Source organism: Synechococcus sp. R60.1, assembly GCF_047461835.1.
Lineage (GTDB): Bacteria > Cyanobacteriota > Cyanobacteriia > Thermostichales > Thermostichaceae > Thermostichus.
On record NZ_JANSIA010000018.1, the window covers coordinates 1 to 16,208 of the forward strand.

Genomic DNA, 16,208 nt, shown 5'->3' on the forward strand with positions numbered 1-16,208 from the left:
TCTGGTAGAGCAGAGCAGGCCCAGGGCTACTGAAAGCCCGCTCCGTACCGCTTAGCGGTCGGAGCCGGGTAGTTTACCTTTCGACCTCATTTCGACCTCATTATTTTGTAGATTTTGTAGCTCGGCTGGGTTGAGCAGAAAGAGCGCTGGGAAGCGCAACCCGTCCAAGGAGGTCGGAGCCGGAAGCCAGTTGGACAGGTTAAGGTGAAGAGACTGTTAAGATTCTTATGGTTTTGCTGTTGCCAAGGCAACACCGCACCAACTAACATCTCGCTACACTGCGACCGCTCATGATTCATCCTCTGCTGCAACGGCTGCACCAATCCACCCTGACCCCGCTGCGGGATATCCACTGGACGCCGGAATTGTTGGGAATCCTCTTGGTGTACTTTGTGCAGGGGGCGGTGGGGCTGGCACGGCTGGCCACCAGCTTTTACCTGAAGGATAGCTTGGGCCTCAGCCCGTCTCAGGTGGCGGCGTTGATGGGCGTTGCCATGAGCCCCTGGATCCTCAAGCCCCTCTACGGCCTGCTGTCGGATACCGTACCGGTGGCGGGCTATCGGCGTCGTCCCTACCTCTTGTTGTCAGGGCTTCTGGGGTGTGGGGCTTGGCTGGGGATGGCCCTGTGGGCACCGACGGCTGGGCTGGCCACCCTGTGGATGGTTTTGGGATCCCTGGCGGTGGCGGTAGGGGATGTAATCGTAGATTCGCTGGTGGTGGAGCGGGTACACAGCAGTGACTGGGCGGGGACGGGCACGCTGCAATCTTTAACTTGGGGGGCAACGGCCTTGGGATCCCTGCTCACCGCCTATTTGGGAGGAGCGCTCTTAGCCCATTATCCGCCGCAGGTGGTGTTTGGGCTGACGGCCTTTTTGCCGTTGTTCATCGCTCTGGCAGCTTGGGTTATTGCCGATCAACCGGTGGCGTTGTCCCAGGGCTGGGATCCCTTGCAACAACAGGTGGGGCAGGTGTGGCGGACGCTGCGGCAACCCAGCATTTTGCTGCCGGTGCTGTTTGTGTTTGTTTGGCAGGCCACTCCCAGCGCCGATGCGGCTCTTTTTTACTTTGTCACCAACGATCTCGGCTTTGGGCCGGAATTTTTGGGTCAGGTGCGCTTGGTTACCAGCATCGCCAGTTTGCTGGGGGTAGGGATCTTCCAGGTGTACCTGCGGCGGCTCCCACTGCGGCCCCTGTTCGGCTGGATGACGGTGATCTCGGCGGCGTTGGGCCTGACCAGCCTCATCTTGGTCTATCACCTCAACCGGGATTGGGGTATCGACGATCATTGGTTTAGCTTGGGGGACAGCCTGGTGCTGACGGTGGCAGGACAGATTGCCTTTATGCCGGTGTTGGTCTTGGCCGCCCGCCTCTGCCCCCCTGGGATCGAGGCCACCCTCTTTGCCCTGCTGATGTCGGCCTTTAATTTGGCGGGGTTTCTCTCCCAAGAGCTGGGATCCCTGCTGATGCATGGGCTGGGGGTAACGGAGACCGATTTCAGCCGGCTGGGGCTGCTGCTGATCCTGACCAACCTTTCCACCCTCTTGCCCCTGCCGTTTTTGGGCTGGCTGCCGGAAGAGAGCATGACCCTTGGCGGAGCAGAACTGGAGGCGGAAGCCCATGCCTCTCTGGAATCCTTTCTGCGGGATGTGCGGGCAGAAGAGGCGGAGACAGCCTTGGCGATGGAAGGGGTTTCTCTGGCCGAAACCGACCCGACCTAAAGACTCTGTCTGGCTTTGGGAAAGGCATACAGCCTCGGTATCCAGCCGCTAAGATGGAGGGATGAGCTGGGTAGCCCCCACAACTCACCCGGATCTTTCACTTCAGGAGGGGACCGTGCTTCATCGTAGGATCTATCAACTCAGCCGCGAAGGCAAGGATGTGTGGATCTATCTGCGCGATCAGGGACGCTGGCTGGAACGAGCCAAGATCCTCGATATCGAAGGGGACACCATCCTGGTTCGCTACGAGACAGAAGACGAGGAGGAGATCTGCTCCTGGGAGGAGATGATTCGCCTGGAAAGCATTGGAGCTGTTGCTCAGCGCCTTTCCACCATTCCCAAGGGGATGCTCAGCACGTCAGATTTGCTCACCTCAGAAGACTGCCCTCCGGCTGAATTGCTGCATCCGCCACTGTTGCCTACCGAAGGAGAAGATCATCCCAGCAGCGAGCGCCCCGTGGAGGATTACTACCTGGATCGGGAGGCTCCTGCCGAGCTGCCGGTGCGCTCGAGTGGGGAAGATCTCAAACGGGCGGATCGTGCCCGGCACGATGCTGAAGGCACGGATTGAGTTCTCCGTTTGCCAGAGCGGCGCAGAAGAGCGCTTGACATCCTCAGGTTCAGACGCCAGCTCAGAAGCCTAGAGGTGGATGGCCCGGCCACGGCCAGAAAAGTTCTCTAGAGTTCACCTTGGCAGATGAAGGGGATCCCAAGGGCGGGATCTACTTTGCCAGGCCCTCAGTTGTGCAGGGTCGGATGGTCAGTGGGCCGTAGAACTCCTCTTGGCACAGCTCCACCTGAGAGCGGGCAGCCATTAGCAGCAATGACCAGAAGACTTGAATGGGGTGAATGGTTCCGCTGCTGCCGTTTTGATAGCTTTTTTGGCAAAAGTGTTGCTGGAGATCGACAAAGCTGATCTGGGTCAGACCCTGCTGCCAAAGCTGAGCCAGCAGAGATTCTAGCTCGGCGGTGGTTTCCAAAAGGTTTTCCGGGTGGGCTAGCTGAGTGATGGCCGACAGCGCTTGCTGGCGAGAAATCCGTTGGGCCAGCGGCTTTGGGGCAGCTTCGGGCGGTTGTTCCAGCAGGGTTTCCAGCTCTTGCAGGTGGGCGATGAGTTCTTTGAGGGTGACAGGCCGGGTACGTTGGAGACGGGGTGCTGCCCTGGGTTGCAACACGCGATCCAAGTGCGCCAAAGACCAGCTTGGCCAGGGATCCACTTCTACCTCCACCGGGCTGGGCTCACTTTCTTCTGCTTCTGGTTCTGCCAAAGCCATCGCCTTAAGATAGACCAACATGGCAGCGTGGAGCAGGGCTTGTCCCGACTCAGACAGGTCATGGCTGCTGCTGGTGGGAGCCATACGGGCCAGAAAGCGATCGATAACCTCGATGACCTGCACATCCCAGGGATCGATCTCGCCTCGTTCTGCCAAATCAATGAGCAGAGCAATTGCCTCTTCGGTCGGTGAGTAGGCCATAGCACCCCACAGCTCCCTGACCCTTACTGTAGCCCTCAGGCCGGATCCCGGCTATCTCTAGCCATCTCCCATGCCGATCCGAATCCTCTGGCTCAATCGCTGACGTGGTAATATAGAGATCCTGCTCTAGTCGATAGCTGCTAGAGTGGTATCTGCGGGCGGTTAGCACAGTGGTAGCGCACTTCCTTCACACGGAAGGGGTCACAAGTTCGAATCTTGTACCGCCCATACCCGCAAACCTGCTCCTGCAGCGAGCTTCAACAGTCCAAGTCCTTCTCCTGGAGGAGAGATACAGGCGGCTAGAAACGACTTTTTCCGCCCCGGGGTCTCTCTGAAGCGCGCCTTAGGGAGAGGGCTAATGGCTGTTGAGAACAACTCCGCTTGAGCTTCCAGCGTCTTTGCTGCCAGGCCAGTGGAGAAAGGGAAGAATGGTAGCCTAATAAAGGGTAGGGTTGAGGCCATGCAAGAATTTCGTCCCGCTAACGCGATCAGAAACCTTCGCTTCATACTCCTGGGCTTGTGGATCTTGAGCCTGCTCGTTCTCCTCATCCAAAACTGGGGATCCCTGGCAAGGGTTGTGGTGGGTGGGCAATCGGGATCCCCGCTTCCTCTATCGTTGGTGCTATTGGCCTCTTATGGGGCAGGGATGGGGCTGGGATTTTTGTATGTAGGCTCCTGGCGATTGCACGACCGGGTGTTCCAGCGACAGGCAATCCGTAAGTTAACTCAGTTGAGCGACCGAGTTCGCTTTTTGGAAGCCCAGCTGATTCCCCCCGACCACTATTTGCCCCAAGATCTGCCGGAGTACGAGCCGGATCCCCAAGCAGGCCGCTATTCCTATTCCAATATCCCGCCGGAACGCATTCGCGATCCCGCTCCTGAGGACGACGATGCGGCAGCAGCTCCCAACTGGCGGATTGTCCAGCGGCCCTACGCCGACGAGGAGGAGGAAGGATGGGATTCCTAAACTGGTGGAAATCGTCTGCCGCTCCTGCGTCTGAGCCCGACCCCCGCCCTGAACCGCGGGGACAGAACAACTATCTGCTCATCGTCCTAGACAGTTGCCGCTTCGACAGCCTGCTGGCGGCCAACCCCAAGCACTTGCTGAAGTTGGGCCCTCTGGAAAAGCGCTGGAGCTACGCTTCCTGGACGGCCCCTGCCCATTACAACCTGCTCATGGGCCTGCTGCCCCACACCAGCCCCATCCACGTTTTTGCGTCCGAGCACTACAAGCAAGATTATCTGCGCTACAACGAGCGGCTCGGCACCCGGCAACCCATTGAGTTCAAGCATCTGCTGCCTCATCTCTATTTGCCGACGCTGCTGAAGCATCAACTGGGCTACACCACCCACGCCATGGTCTCCATGCCGGTGCTCAACCCCAGCACGCTGCTGAATCGGGATTTCGATTCCTACCGCCTCATGCCCCAGCACAACGATATGGCGGCCATGGTGGAACAGTTGCGCTTCGAGCCGGATCGCCCCAGCTTTTACCTGTTAAACGTGGGCGAAACTCACTATCCCTACGCGCTGCCCGATGAGGATCCCAGCTTGTGGCCCCGCATCTCGGGGGTCAATGGGGTGTTGAAGCGGCTGGATGAAGGAGAAGAGGACGGGATCCCCTTTTTCGATTCGGCCCAGTTGGAAGAGCTACGGCAGCGACAGATCCAGGCGGTGCGCTACCTGGATGGGATCTTTGAACAGCTGTTCGACCTGGTTCCCAAAAACACCTACATCACGGTTACAGCCGATCACGGCGAACTGTTTGGGGAGGGAGGCTACTTCGGCCACGGCCCTATCCACCACGAAAAAGTGCTGGAGGTGCCTTTTATCGAGGGCAAGATTCGCTAGGATGAGGCCCTCACCCCCAGCCCCTCTCCCTGAGGACAAGGGTGGCCATCGATAGCCCAGCAACTGGGCTTACCAGGATTGAGCCTCTGTTTGCCTGCCGGTTAACGCGATCGCCTGAATCGCATGGGCAGAGCCTCTTCCCTTTTGGAGCAGCTAGATCTGCTGGGTCTCCGGCTTGGGCAGGGTAGGATCCCGGCGGGGTTCGCCGTTGGCGCTACTCGGACGGAGCCCTTGCGGGGATCCTTTTACACCGGAACCCAACCCATCTTCGGCGGCCAGGTCGGCAGAGCGGGCGATCTCGTAAAGGCTTTTCACCACACTGCTGAGGGGAATGGCGACGATCACGCCCAGGATGCCCCCCAGTTGCGCCCCCACCAACAGGGCAATCAAGATCCACACTGGATTTAGCCCGATCAGCTCTCCCATCAGGCGGGGGGCGATGACCCGATCCTTCACCTGCTGCACGATCAGGGAAACCAGCACCACTTTAAGGCTGAGCCAAATGTCCTGAAAGGCCAGCAACACCGCCGCCGCCCCAATGCCAATCACCCCCCCCACCAGGGGGATGACCTCCAGCAGGCCGATCAGCAGGCCAAACAGGAGCCCGAAAGGTACCCGCAAAAACCCAAAAACCGGCACCAGCATCAGGGCCATGATGAACCCCAACACCAACTGGCTGATGAGGAAGTTCTGAAAGCTGAGGGCCAGGGCTTCGCCGATGCGTGGCCCCCAAGGCTTGGGAAACAAGCTGAGCAACCCCTGCCAGAACTGGCCGCCGTAGAGCAGCATGTAGAGAGCCAGCACCAGCACCAGCACCAAGTCGATCACCTGGTTGAACGTACCCAGAAGGAGATCCAGGGATTGGCCGGCAATTTTCTCGGCGCTGGCCTGCAGGCGGTTGAGAAGGGTATTGACCAGCTCCGTCTGGCCAAGGTTGATGTTGCGCTCGGCGGCCCAAAGGCTAATCTGGTCGAGCCAATTTTGTAAGGTGTCCACCCACTCTGGGATCCGCGCCCCCAGCTGCACCACTTGCTTGGCCAAGACCGGCACCACGGCGATCCCCACCAAGACCAGCAGCACCACCGAGAGAGCAAAGACCAGGGTGACCGCCAAACCTCGACTGACCCGATAGCGCCGCAGCACCTGCACCGGGTAGTTGAGCAAAAAGGCCAGCACCGCCGCTGTCAGGATGGTGGTGAGCAAATGCCCAAACAGCCGACCCACCTGTATGGCCAGCCAGCCGCTGATGACGATCAAGATCCAGGTGAGCAGCAACCGCTGCAAGGGTGAGAAGCGATTCATGCCGGAGCCATCCCCAAGGGATCCCAAAGCGCTTAAAAACCCAGGATGCTATACCCACTATCCACGTAGATCACCTGGCCGGTAATGCCGCTGGCCAGGTCGCTGGCCAGAAAAGCCGCCACATTGCCCACCTCTATTTGAGTGACATTGCGCCGTAGGGGAGCTTTCTCCTCCACAGCATGCAGCATGGCATGAAAATCGGAAATGGCCGATGAGGCCAAGGTGCGGATTGGGCCGGCAGAAATGGCGTTCACCCGGATCCCGGCAGGGCCCAGCTCGGCAGCCAGGTAGCGGACACAGGTTTCCAGGCCCGCTTTGGTGACGGCAGCCATGTTGTAGTTGGGCACCACTCGCACTCCTCCCAAGTAGGTCAAGGTGAGGACACTGCTGCCGGATCTCAGTAGGGGCTTGGCAGCCCGGCAGAGGGCAATCAGGGAGTAGGTGCTCACATCCATGGCCAGGGCAAACCCCTCCCGCGAGATATCGCTGAAGTTGCCGCTCAGCTCCTCTTTTTTGACATAGGCCAGGCAGTGAACCAGAATATCGACCTGACCCCATTTTTCGGTTACCCCCTGAAACAGATCGCTGATCTGCTGATCGCTTTGCACGTCGCAGGGGAGGAGAAAATCTGGCTGCAAGGGATCCGTGAGTTGCTGAACTTTGGTTTTGAAGCGATCCCGCTCGTCCGGCAGATAGGTAACCCCTAGGCTGGCCCCCGCTTTGTGCAGTTGCTGAGCAATGCCCCAGGCAATGGAGCGCTCGTTGGCAATGCCGGTTACCAAGGCTTTCTTTCCCGTCAGCTGTAGCATGGCAAAAAAAGTAGGGGTGTATTCCTTTCTATCCTCCCACAGGTGGGAGCTGGGGCTGGGAGAAGGGATCCCAGGCACTCCTGAACTCCCGTTAAAAAGGCCCGGCTTCCACAATGAAAGTCCTTTTGGTTGAAAAGGAATATTGTCTGCTGGATCTCCGCAGCCCTGTTACCCGTGCCGAAATCATCGAGCACCCGTGGTCGTTGGAAGATACCTCCCTCAACCGGGCTGATAGGTGGAAGCCACGTGCAGTTCCTTGAGCTGCTTCGCCTCAACGCTGGAAGGAGCGCCGGTGAGCAAACATCGCGCCTGCTGGGTTTTGGGAAAGGCGATGACATCCCGGATGGAATCTTCCCCGGCCAGCAACATCACCAGCCGATCCAGGCCGTAGGCAATGCCGCCGTGGGGCGGGGTGCCATACTCAAAGGCTTCCAACAAAAAGCCAAACTTGTCCCGCGCCTGTTCGGGGGTGAGGCCAATCGCTTGAAAAACCTGCTCCTGAATTTCCCGCTGGTAAATCCGCAGGGATCCCCCTCCTACTTCCACGCCGTTCCACACCAGGTCATAAGCCTGGGCCCGCGCCGTTTTCAGGTCGGCCAAGTCGTCGGGGTGGGGGGCGGTAAAGGGGTGGTGCAGGGCTTCCAGGCGATTTTCTTCGGCGTTGAACTCAAACATGGGAAAGTCGGTGATCCAGAGGAGATTCAAGGCGTTCTCTGGGATCAAACCCAGCTCCTGGCCCAGGTGCAGCCGCAGCCGGCCCAAAGACTCGTTCACCACTGCCGCCGGCCCTGCCCCAAACAGCAACAGATCCCCTGGCTTGGCCTGGGTGAGATCCAGCAACCGCTTCTCCTGCTCGGGGCTCAAGCTCTCTTTCAGGGCGCCGATGGTATCGAGGCTGTCGGGCCGCACCCGGATAAAGGCCAAGCCGCCCGCCCCATACTGGGTGACCAGCTTGAACAGATCCCCGCCTGGTTTGATGCGGGTGTTGGAGATCTTTTCATCGCCGCCGGGCACTGGCAGGATTTTGATCAAACCGCCCTCAGCCAGCACTTTGGCGAAGACTTTGAATCGGGATCCCTGAAACACCTCCGAAACATCCACCAACTCCATCCCAAAGCGGGTGTCAGGCTTGTCGGAGCCGTAGCGGGCCATGGCCTCGGCATAGGTCAGGCGCGGGAAGGGACGGGGCAGGTGGATCCCTTTGACAGTTTTGAAGATATGGCAGATCAGTCGCTCGTTGAGCTCCAGGATCCCTTCTTGATCCATGAAGCTCATCTCCATGTCCAACTGGGTGAACTCCGGCTGCCGATCCGCCCGCAGATCCTCATCCCGAAAGCAGCGGGCGATCTGGTAGTAGCGATCCACGCCAGCCACCATCAGCAGCTGCTTAAAGAGCTGGGGCGACTGCGGCAGGGCAAACCACTCGCCGGGGTTGACGCGGCTGGGCACCAGGTAGTCTCTGGCCCCTTCTGGGGTGGAGCGGGTGAGAATGGGAGTCTCCACCTCGACAAAGCCCTCCTCGTCTTCTAGGAAACGGCGGATGGCCTGGATGACCCGGTGGCGCAGTTGCAGGTTACGGGACATGCGCTCCCGCCGCAAATCCAGGTAGCGATAGCGCAGGCGGATCTCTTCTCGCACTTCCTCTGCTTCTTCTCCCGAGACGCTGAAGGGGAGCTGCTTGCCGACTGGACTGAGCACTTCCAACTGTTCGGCGTAGATCTCGACCTCGCCGGTGGCCAGGCGAGGGTTGAAGGAGTCGGGGGGCCGTTGCTGGACAGTTCCCGTTACCCGCACCACATATTCGTTGCGCACTTCCCCCGCCAGTGGATATGACTGCGGAGTTTTCTGCGGATCCGCCACCAGTTGCACAATGCCAGAGCGATCCCGCAAATCCAGAAAGATCACCCCCCCGTGGTCGCGGCGGCGGTCGATCCAGCCGTAGAGGGTGACGGTCTGGCCAATGTGGGCCGGGCGGACTTCGCCACAGTAGAGGGTGCGGGCCGGGCGATGGATGGCAGCAGGCATGGAAGAGGTGAGAGAACAAGGGTCTGAGCCCCTATCATACAAAACTCAGACCTCCTGCCTCGACTCAGCTTCTCAAGAGCATTCAGGGGATCCGCCCAGGGCTACCACAATCGTGCAGGTGTTGTGGCGCATCATGGCAACGTAAGTTTCGGCGCCGCTGCCTGGCTCCCCCAAAGAGTCCGAGTACAGTTTCTGTTCGGCTACCTTGACCCCGGCTTCGGTGGCCACCGTTTGGAGGAGAGCGGGGTTGAGGGTGGTCTCAGCAAAGATAGCCGGCACCCGCAGAGCGCGGATCTCCTCCACTAAGCGGGCCACTGTCTGGGCGCTGGGCTGTTCTTCGGTGCTGATCCCCAGCAGGGATCCCCCCATTTTCAGGCCGTAGGCTTGGGTGTAGTAGGCAAAGGCATCGTGAGTGGTCACCAAAACCCGGTTGGGAGGGGGGATGGTCTGAATTTGCTCCCCAATCCAGGCATGAAGCTCCTCCAGCTCTGCTCGATAGGCAGCAGCATTGGTTTGGAAGAAGGTCGCCTCGCCAGGCACCTGTTCCGCCAGCTCTTGGGCAATGCGCTCCACCATGCGGATGACGTTTTCCACATTGCCCCACACGTGGGGGTCGGGAGTGGGGATCCCGTCCTCGTTGGCAACAATAGGTTCAAGGATCTCGGCCAAGGCAACCCGCCGCGCTCCTTGGGCCGTGGCTTCGATGAGACGCATCAACCCCGGCTCCAGGTTGTAGCCATTCCAGAACACCAAGTCTGCCTGCTCTAGGGCCACCCCATCCGCCGGCGTTGGCTCGTAGACATGGGGATCCATTCCCGGCTGCAGCAGGCTGGTGAGCTGGATGCGATCTTGGCCCACCTGCTCTACCCAATCGGCGATCAACGTAGTGGTAGCCACAACGCGGGGACGCGCCCATCCCGAACCGGCCAAGGCCAGAAAACTGCCGTTCCCGTCAGCGAGACAGAGTCCTATTGCCAAGCCGAAGGCCGCTACCCAACGGCGCCGCCCCCAAAGGAAGACAAGACTTTTGATCATCGTTTCATGGTTTAGATGTCCCTTTAGGGTACACTGGACTTACCGAAAATGAAAACAAAATGAAAAAGCAACTTCCTCCTCTCCCTCTTGGTCCGGCCAGGGGATCCCTGGTGGTGCGGGATCTGACGGTGCGTTACGGCAGCCTGCAGGTGCTGCAAGGGATCCAAGCTGAAATCGCGCCGGGCCGCGTCACGGGCATCCTCGGGCCCAACGGGGCCGGCAAAAGCACCTTTCTCAAGGGGCTGTTGGGGTTGGTGCCGCTGGAACGGGGGGAAGTGCGCTACGGTGGGCAAGCGCTGTGGGGAGAGCAAGTGGCCTATGTACCCCAGCGCTCGGCCATCGACTGGTCGTTTCCCGCCACGGTGTGGGATGTGGTGTTGATGGGGCAGGTGAGAGCTGCTGGCTGGTTTCGCCGCATCGGGAAAAAGGGGCAGCAGCGGGCTGCTCAAGCCCTGGAGCGGGTGGGGATGGGGGCCTACCGGGATCGCCCCATTGGAAAGCTGTCGGGGGGACAGCAGCAGCGGGTGTTCCTGGCGCGGGCCTTGGCGCAAGAAGCGGAGATCTACGCCCTTGACGAACCCTTTGCCGGGATCGACCAGCCCAGCGAAGCTATTTTGTTCCAAGTGTTGCGGGAGCTGGCAGATGCCGGCCACATCGTGATGGTGGTGCACCACGATTTGGGGCAGGCCCGGGCCTACTTCGACGAAGTGCTCCTCCTCAACCGTGTCTTAATTGCCCAGGGATCCCCGCGGGAGGTGTTGCAGCCAGCGGTGTTGCAGCGGGCCTATGGCCGAGCCCTGCTGCTGGACTCAGCTGCCTAGGGAGAGTTTGAGGTCAACAACGTTATGGAATGGCTCTGGCACAGCCTGGCGGATCCCTTGAGTTTTGCCTTCATGCAACGGGCTCTGCTGGTGGCGGTGGCCGTCGGCATTCTCTGTGCCGTGGTGGGCAGCTATCTGCTGGTGCAAAGCTTGGCCCTCCTGGGGGATGCCATCAGCCATTCGCTGCTGCCGGGCCTGGCCATTGCCTACATGCTGGGCCTCAACCTGTTTGTGGGAGCCTTTGTGGCCGGTCTCCTCAGCGCCCTCTTAATTCAATGGATCCGCTCCGCCAGCCCCCTCAAGCCGGATGCAGCCATGGGGATCGTCTTTTCGGCCTTTTTTGCCTTGGGGATCCTGTTGATCACTTTGATCCAACGGCGGGCTCGCATCGATCTCAACCACTTCCTCTTCGGCAACCTCCTGGGGGTGAATGCTGTCGATGTGCTGACAGTGGTGGGCATCACCCTTTTGGTGTTGGGGTTAGTGGCCCTCTTCTTCAAGGAATTGACCTTTTACAGCTTCGATCCCTTGGGGGCCAAAGCAGCCGGCCTGCCCACCGAGCGGCTGGGGTGGGGGCTGATGGTGCTCACTTCCCTGACGTTGGTGGCCAGCATGAAGGCAGTGGGCGTGCTCTTAGTGTTGGCCATGCTGATCACGCCAGCGGCAACCGCCTATCTGGTGGTGCCTCGATTGCACCAGGTGATGCTGCTGGGATCCCTATTTGGGGTGAGCGCCAGCCTGCTGGGGATGTACGCCAGCTACTACCTCAATGTGGCCTCCGGCCCGGCCATCGTCCTGGTGGCCTCCGCCTGGTTTAGCCTGGCCTTTCTGGGCAGAGTGTTCTCAGAAACGCGCTAGAAACCAGGGATCGCAGGTCGGGATCCCTGGTTCGAACCTCATCTGAGAGAGGGTAGAAAGCGGTAGGTAGTCAACTCAGAAGCGGGAAGAGCGGCCATCCCGACTGCCGCCTGCACCGGCCTGCCGAGGCAACGCCTTGTTGACCCTCAAATCCCGGCCCATCCAAGTAGCACCGTCCAGCTCGTCGATGGCCTTTTGCTCATCGGCTTCGTTTTCCAGTTCCACAAAGGCAAAACCTCGCTTACGGCCAGTCTCCCGATCCACCGGCAGCTTAATTTGCTTAACGGTGCCGTATTCGGCGAACACAAGTCGCAGGTCTTCTTCGCTGGCCTTGAAGGACAAATTACCTACAAAAATGGTCATGGTGTAGCAAACTCCGAACCTTACCCTTTAGCGTTCAGTTCGGAGGCTCACCTGGTTAAACCATTCGCTCAATCCGAACCTCATGCCAACCACATCTTAGTCTTCCCAATGGCATTTGCAAAGCCATCCTTGCAGCTTTTTGTCCGAGAATTGGGAGAACTTTTGTAGCAAGATGGAAACTCAGGATCCTAACCTTCATGGGCGATTGCTTTGGCCCAACGGTTGGCGTTTGGGAGTGCCGGGAGAGCGGGGATAAGGAGGCGGTGTTGGGGCCACTTTCTCCAGCAGTAGGCAGTGGCGCACCCCACGGCTGCGGGGTGTGGTGAAGGCTTCTACATGGATCAGTTTTCCGCCCAGGAGCTCAAGGGCCTGCTCCAAAGTTTGGGCTTCTGCCTCGGTCCAATGGCCGCGATAGAGGATGGCGCGTCCCCCCACCTTGAGCAGTGGCAGACAATACTCGGCGCAGATCTCCGCCGAGGCCAAAGCCCTGGCCAGAGCGACATCATAGCTGCCCCGTTCCTGCCGGATTTGTCCCCAGATTTCGGCCCGTTGAGCCACCGCCCGCGCTTGGGTGAGGGAGAGCCTTTGCAAGGTGTCCTGTACAAAGGCAATCTTGCGTTGGGTGCTGTCCAGCAGGGTAAAGCGGGTTTGGGGCAGGGCAATTTGGGCCGGGATCCCTGGAAACCCTGCCCCGGTGCCGATGTCGATCCCCCGCCAGGGCTGAGCTTGGATTGCCTCCCAGGATCCCAGCAGGCGTAGGCCCCGCAGCGAATCCCACAGGTGTTTCTCCCAAAAGTCGATGGGATCGGTGATGCGGGTCAGGTTCTGGGTTCGGTTTCCGGCCATCACCAAGGGATAGAGCTGTTGCAGTTGCTGCTGCTGCTGCTCAGAGGGCTGCCAACCCAGATCCGCCAGCCAGCTTTCCCACAGGGCCTTGAGCTCTGGAGGCTCAGAGGAAGGAGCGTCAGCCTTGTTCATCCCAGGGATCCCAGTTTCAATCCAGCGGGGATGGCTCTGTCGGCCCAGCCTTTCAGCTCTTGGGTCAAGCCCTGCAAAGAACGGTCGGTGCCCAGCAGCTCTTGGTTTAAGCAAACCAACTCCTGCAAATCCAGCTCCTGACAGCTGGCCCAATCTTCCGCCAGCAAGTTAATCGGCTGCGGCTGAGCCTGAAGCAACTGATGAGAGGCCAACTCCAGCTCTACATTCAAAAGCACCTGCTCCAACCGCTCTACCCGCTCCTGCATTTGCGCCAGCAGGGCTGCCAACTGCTGACAGCAATGGTGAACCCGCTGAGCATAGACCTTGAGCGGCAGGGTCAGCGGCAGCAACGACTCAGACAACAGTTGAATCAGGTGCTGGGCCTCCAGTTCTTCCAGTTGCAGGTCTTGCCAAATGGCGTGGTAAAGATGGAGCGAAAGACGACAGGTTTCCAGGCGCTGGTAGCAGGGCTGTAATACAGAACCGCGCAGCTCCTGCAGATAGTCGGCCCACAGTTGCCCAGCCTCTACTACCCAACCTGTCTGGAAAAAACTCCACCCCTGGGCCAACAGCCAACTGATCAACAGGCCTGCCAACAATTGGTTTTTTTGTCGCAACAGGAAAGGCGAAAGGTGCTCTCCCCAAACGGCTAACCCCAGCCAGATCAGGGCAGCCAAAGTCAAATGGGGCAAGCTGATCATCTCGGCCAACAGCTGGGCAGACCAGCGCTGGCGCAGCATCCAGATCACCCCGGCGCCCAAGCTGTACAGCCCTCCCCCCAACAGCGGGATCAACACCAGCCACAGGGGTTGTCCCCTCCACAGGTGCGATAGTGACCCATCTTCGCCCAGCGCATCCCAACTGAGCAAGTACAAAGCCAGCAGAGCCAAAACCACGACCCAGCCCTGCTGTCGCTTGAGACGGCGGGCTAGAAGACGACGGCGGCGGCGCAGATAGGTTTGAAAGGACTCGGCAACAATCGACATAAAAAAATGGCACTGCGGATCCCTACCAATACCCCCACCGGCCTGGAGCGCTCCTTCACGATCATAAGTCTTAACTTTGCTAGGTCATCTGGCTTCTGTATTGCGTTGTTGGCGGGAGTCATGCCCAGCCGGTGGCCAGCTTTTTCAGGGGCTCATCAGGCGGTTTTTCGGCGAGACTCCTCCGAGAAGCGCTGTTTTCTCGGCAAGCCTGACAGAGGCTTTTTAGAGCAGGCAGCCGCGTGCAAGCTCTCCACCCCTGTTACCATAGAAGAGCCCTTAATGTTTCTTTCGTATCCATCGTAGCCATAGCCAAGCTAGTCTCTTGGACCGGCTTTTTTATTGTGCACTGTGCCAGGTTTTGTGATCCCTTCTGCATCTCCTCCCAGTTCCGGCCTTTCCCCCCTCGAAGTGCAGCGCCAGATGATCGTCATTCTCGATTTTGGATCCCAGTACTCTGAGCTGATTGCCCGCCGCATTCGCGAAACCCACGTCTATTCGGAAATCCTTTCCTATCGCACCACTGCTGAGCAACTGCGGCAACTGCAACCGCAGGGCATTATCCTCTCCGGGGGCCCCAACTCGGTGTATGAGCCAGCCGCTCCGGTGTGTGACCCCGAGATTTGGAACCTAGGGATCCCGGTTCTGGGGGTGTGCTACGGCATGCAACTCATGGTGCAGCAGTTGGGGGGCAAGGTGGAAGCAGCCCAGAAGGGGGAATATGGCCGTGCCGCTCTGCACATTTTGGATCCCACCGACCTGCTCACCAACCTGCCGGAAAACAGCATCATGTGGATGAGCCACGGGGATTCGGTTACCGAACTGCCGCCGGGCTTTCACACCTTGGCCTCTACCGACAACACCCCCTGTGCCGCCATTGCCGATCCAAGGCGTCGTCTCTACGGGGTGCAATTTCATCCGGAGGTGGCCCACTCAGAGGCTGGCGCCTTTCTCATCCGCAACTTTGTCTATCACATCTGCGGTTGCGAGCCCACCTGGACAACGGCAGCTTTTCTGGAGGAAGCCATTCGAGAGGTACGTGCCCGTGTGGGCAATAAGAAGGTGCTGTTGGCCCTCTCGGGGGGGGTAGACAGCTCTACTTTGGCTTTTCTGCTGCACAAGGCCATCGGCGACCAGCTCACCTGCGTGTTCATCGACCAAGGGTTTATGCGCAAGGACGAGCCCCAGCGGCTGCTGCGCCTTTTCCAAGAGCAATTTCACATTCCCGTCCACTACGTGGATGGCCAGGAGCGGTTTCTCCGGCAGTTGCAGGGGGTTACCGATCCCGAAGAAAAACGCAAACGAATTGGGGCAGAGTTTATTCGCGTGTTTGAGGAAGAATCCCAGCGGCTGGGTCCTTTTGAGTACTTAGCCCAAGGCACTCTCTACCCAGACGTGATCGAGTCTGCCAATACCCATGTGGATCCGGTTACTGGAGAACGCATTGCCGTCAAGATCAAAAGCCATCACAATGTCGGCGGCCTGCCCGAAAATCTGCGCTTTAAGCTGGTAGAGCCTTTGCGCAAGCTCTTCAAAGACGAGGTGCGGCAACTGGCCCGCTCTTTGGGTCTGCCGGAAGAGATTGTGGGCCGCCATCCTTTTCCGGGGCCGGGGCTGGCCATCCGCATTGTAGGCGAGGTTACCAAAGAACGGCTGGAAACCCTGCGAGAAGCGGACATGATCGTGCGGCAGGAGATCAACCGCTCCGGCTACTATCCCAAACTTTGGCAAGCCTTTGCCGTGCTGCTGCCAGAGGTGCGGTCGGTGGGGGTGATGGGGGATAAGCGCACCTATGCCTGCCCGGTGGTGGTGCGGCTGGTTACCAGCGAAGACGGTATGACCGCCGATTGGGCGCGAGTTCCCTACGACCTCTTGGCCACCATTTCCAACCGCATCGTCAACGAGGTGCCCGGCATCAACCGCGTGGTTTACGACATCACCTCCAAGCCCCCTGGCACCATCGAGTGGGAGTAGGCGGGATCCCTTGCGT

Annotated in this window: 14 protein-coding genes, 1 tRNA gene and 1 pseudogene; 8 read left to right on the forward strand and 8 right to left on the reverse strand. The window is 59.3% G+C overall.

Annotated elements, in window-relative coordinates:
• The first annotated feature begins 290 nt into the window (after positions 1-290).
• Together NW834_RS04295 and NW834_RS04300 are read left to right on the forward strand one after the other, a co-directional pair.
• Positions 291-1,718, forward strand: a complete 1,428-nt coding sequence (locus NW834_RS04295) for a folate/biopterin family MFS transporter (protein WP_414419308.1) — start codon at positions 291-293, stop codon at positions 1,716-1,718.
• A 115-nt stretch (positions 1,719-1,833) separates the two neighbouring features.
• Positions 1,834-2,124: pseudogene (locus NW834_RS04300) on the forward strand (DUF6679 family protein); the annotation flags it as partial.
• A gap of 316 nt (positions 2,125-2,440) precedes the next feature.
• Here NW834_RS04300 and NW834_RS04305 read toward each other — a convergent pair.
• Complete coding sequence (locus NW834_RS04305) at positions 2,441-3,193, reverse strand: segregation/condensation protein A (RefSeq protein WP_414419309.1); 753 nt, start codon at positions 3,191-3,193, stop codon at positions 2,441-2,443.
• A 156-nt stretch (positions 3,194-3,349) separates the two neighbouring features.
• Between NW834_RS04305 and NW834_RS04310 the strand changes: the two genes are divergently transcribed.
• The 3 genes from NW834_RS04310 to NW834_RS04320 all read left to right on the forward strand — a co-directional run bounded on the left by NW834_RS04310 (position 3,350) and on the right by NW834_RS04320 (position 5,044).
• Positions 3,350-3,421, forward strand: a tRNA-Val gene (locus NW834_RS04310).
• A 298-nt stretch (positions 3,422-3,719) separates the two neighbouring features.
• Positions 3,720-4,160 carry a hypothetical protein gene (locus NW834_RS04315; protein ID WP_414419310.1) on the forward strand — a complete coding sequence of 147 codons (441 nt, stop codon included), beginning with the start codon at positions 3,720-3,722 and terminating at the stop codon, positions 4,158-4,160.
• Complete coding sequence (locus tag NW834_RS04320; RefSeq protein WP_011432786.1) at positions 4,148-5,044, forward strand: sulfatase-like hydrolase/transferase; 897 nt, start codon at positions 4,148-4,150, stop codon at positions 5,042-5,044. Before NW834_RS04315 ends, NW834_RS04320 begins: the two co-directional genes overlap by 13 nt.
• A 153-nt stretch (positions 5,045-5,197) precedes the next feature.
• Here the strand turns inward: NW834_RS04320 and NW834_RS04325 are convergent, their stop codons facing one another.
• The 4 genes from NW834_RS04325 to NW834_RS04340 all read right to left on the reverse strand — a co-directional run bounded on the left by NW834_RS04325 (position 5,198) and on the right by NW834_RS04340 (position 10,215).
• The gene (locus NW834_RS04325; RefSeq protein WP_414341734.1) at positions 5,198-6,346 is read right to left on the reverse strand and encodes an AI-2E family transporter; all 1,149 of its coding nucleotides are present in this window, start codon (positions 6,344-6,346) and stop codon (positions 5,198-5,200) included.
• A gap of 32 nt (positions 6,347-6,378) precedes the next feature.
• Positions 6,379-7,155: an enoyl-ACP reductase FabI gene (gene fabI / locus NW834_RS04330; protein ID WP_011432788.1), complete on the reverse strand. Its 777-nt coding sequence runs from the start codon at positions 7,153-7,155 to the stop codon at positions 6,379-6,381.
• Positions 7,156-7,374: 219 nt separating this feature from the next.
• The gene (gene aspS, locus NW834_RS04335; RefSeq protein ID WP_011432789.1) at positions 7,375-9,180 is read right to left on the reverse strand and encodes an aspartate--tRNA ligase; all 1,806 of its coding nucleotides are present in this window, start codon (positions 9,178-9,180) and stop codon (positions 7,375-7,377) included.
• A 72-nt stretch (positions 9,181-9,252) separates the two neighbouring features.
• Entirely contained in the window at positions 9,253-10,215 is a 963-nt protein-coding gene (locus NW834_RS04340) for a metal ABC transporter solute-binding protein, Zn/Mn family (RefSeq protein WP_414419311.1), read from the reverse strand.
• A 59-nt stretch (positions 10,216-10,274) separates the two neighbouring features.
• Here NW834_RS04340 and NW834_RS04345 point away from each other — a divergent pair, with 59 nt between their 5' ends.
• Complete coding sequence (locus NW834_RS04345; protein WP_011432791.1) at positions 10,275-11,036, forward strand: metal ABC transporter ATP-binding protein; 762 nt, start codon at positions 10,275-10,277, stop codon at positions 11,034-11,036.
• Positions 11,037-11,060: 24 nt separating this feature from the next.
• The gene (locus NW834_RS04350; RefSeq protein ID WP_414419312.1) at positions 11,061-11,894 is read left to right on the forward strand and encodes a metal ABC transporter permease; all 834 of its coding nucleotides are present in this window, start codon (positions 11,061-11,063) and stop codon (positions 11,892-11,894) included.
• A 75-nt stretch (positions 11,895-11,969) separates the two neighbouring features.
• Here NW834_RS04350 and NW834_RS04355 read toward each other — a convergent pair whose 3' ends face one another.
• The 3 genes from NW834_RS04355 to NW834_RS04365 form a co-directional block, all read right to left on the reverse strand.
• Entirely contained in the window at positions 11,970-12,257 is a 288-nt protein-coding gene (locus tag NW834_RS04355) for an RNA recognition motif domain-containing protein (RefSeq protein ID WP_414329140.1), read from the reverse strand.
• A 195-nt stretch (positions 12,258-12,452) separates the two neighbouring features.
• Entirely contained in the window at positions 12,453-13,235 is a 783-nt protein-coding gene (gene rsmG, locus NW834_RS04360) for a 16S rRNA (guanine(527)-N(7))-methyltransferase RsmG (RefSeq protein ID WP_414419313.1), read from the reverse strand.
• The gene (locus NW834_RS04365; RefSeq protein ID WP_414341740.1) at positions 13,232-14,221 is read right to left on the reverse strand and encodes a hypothetical protein; all 990 of its coding nucleotides are present in this window, start codon (positions 14,219-14,221) and stop codon (positions 13,232-13,234) included. The genes rsmG and NW834_RS04365 overlap by 4 nt, the downstream gene beginning before the upstream one ends.
• A 420-nt stretch (positions 14,222-14,641) precedes the next feature.
• Between NW834_RS04365 and guaA the strand changes: the two genes are divergently transcribed.
• Positions 14,642-16,192 (forward strand): glutamine-hydrolyzing GMP synthase, encoded by a 1,551-nt coding sequence (gene guaA, locus NW834_RS04370; protein WP_049749628.1) that lies wholly within the window; start codon positions 14,642-14,644, stop codon positions 16,190-16,192.
• Positions 16,193-16,208 lie beyond the last annotated feature (16 nt).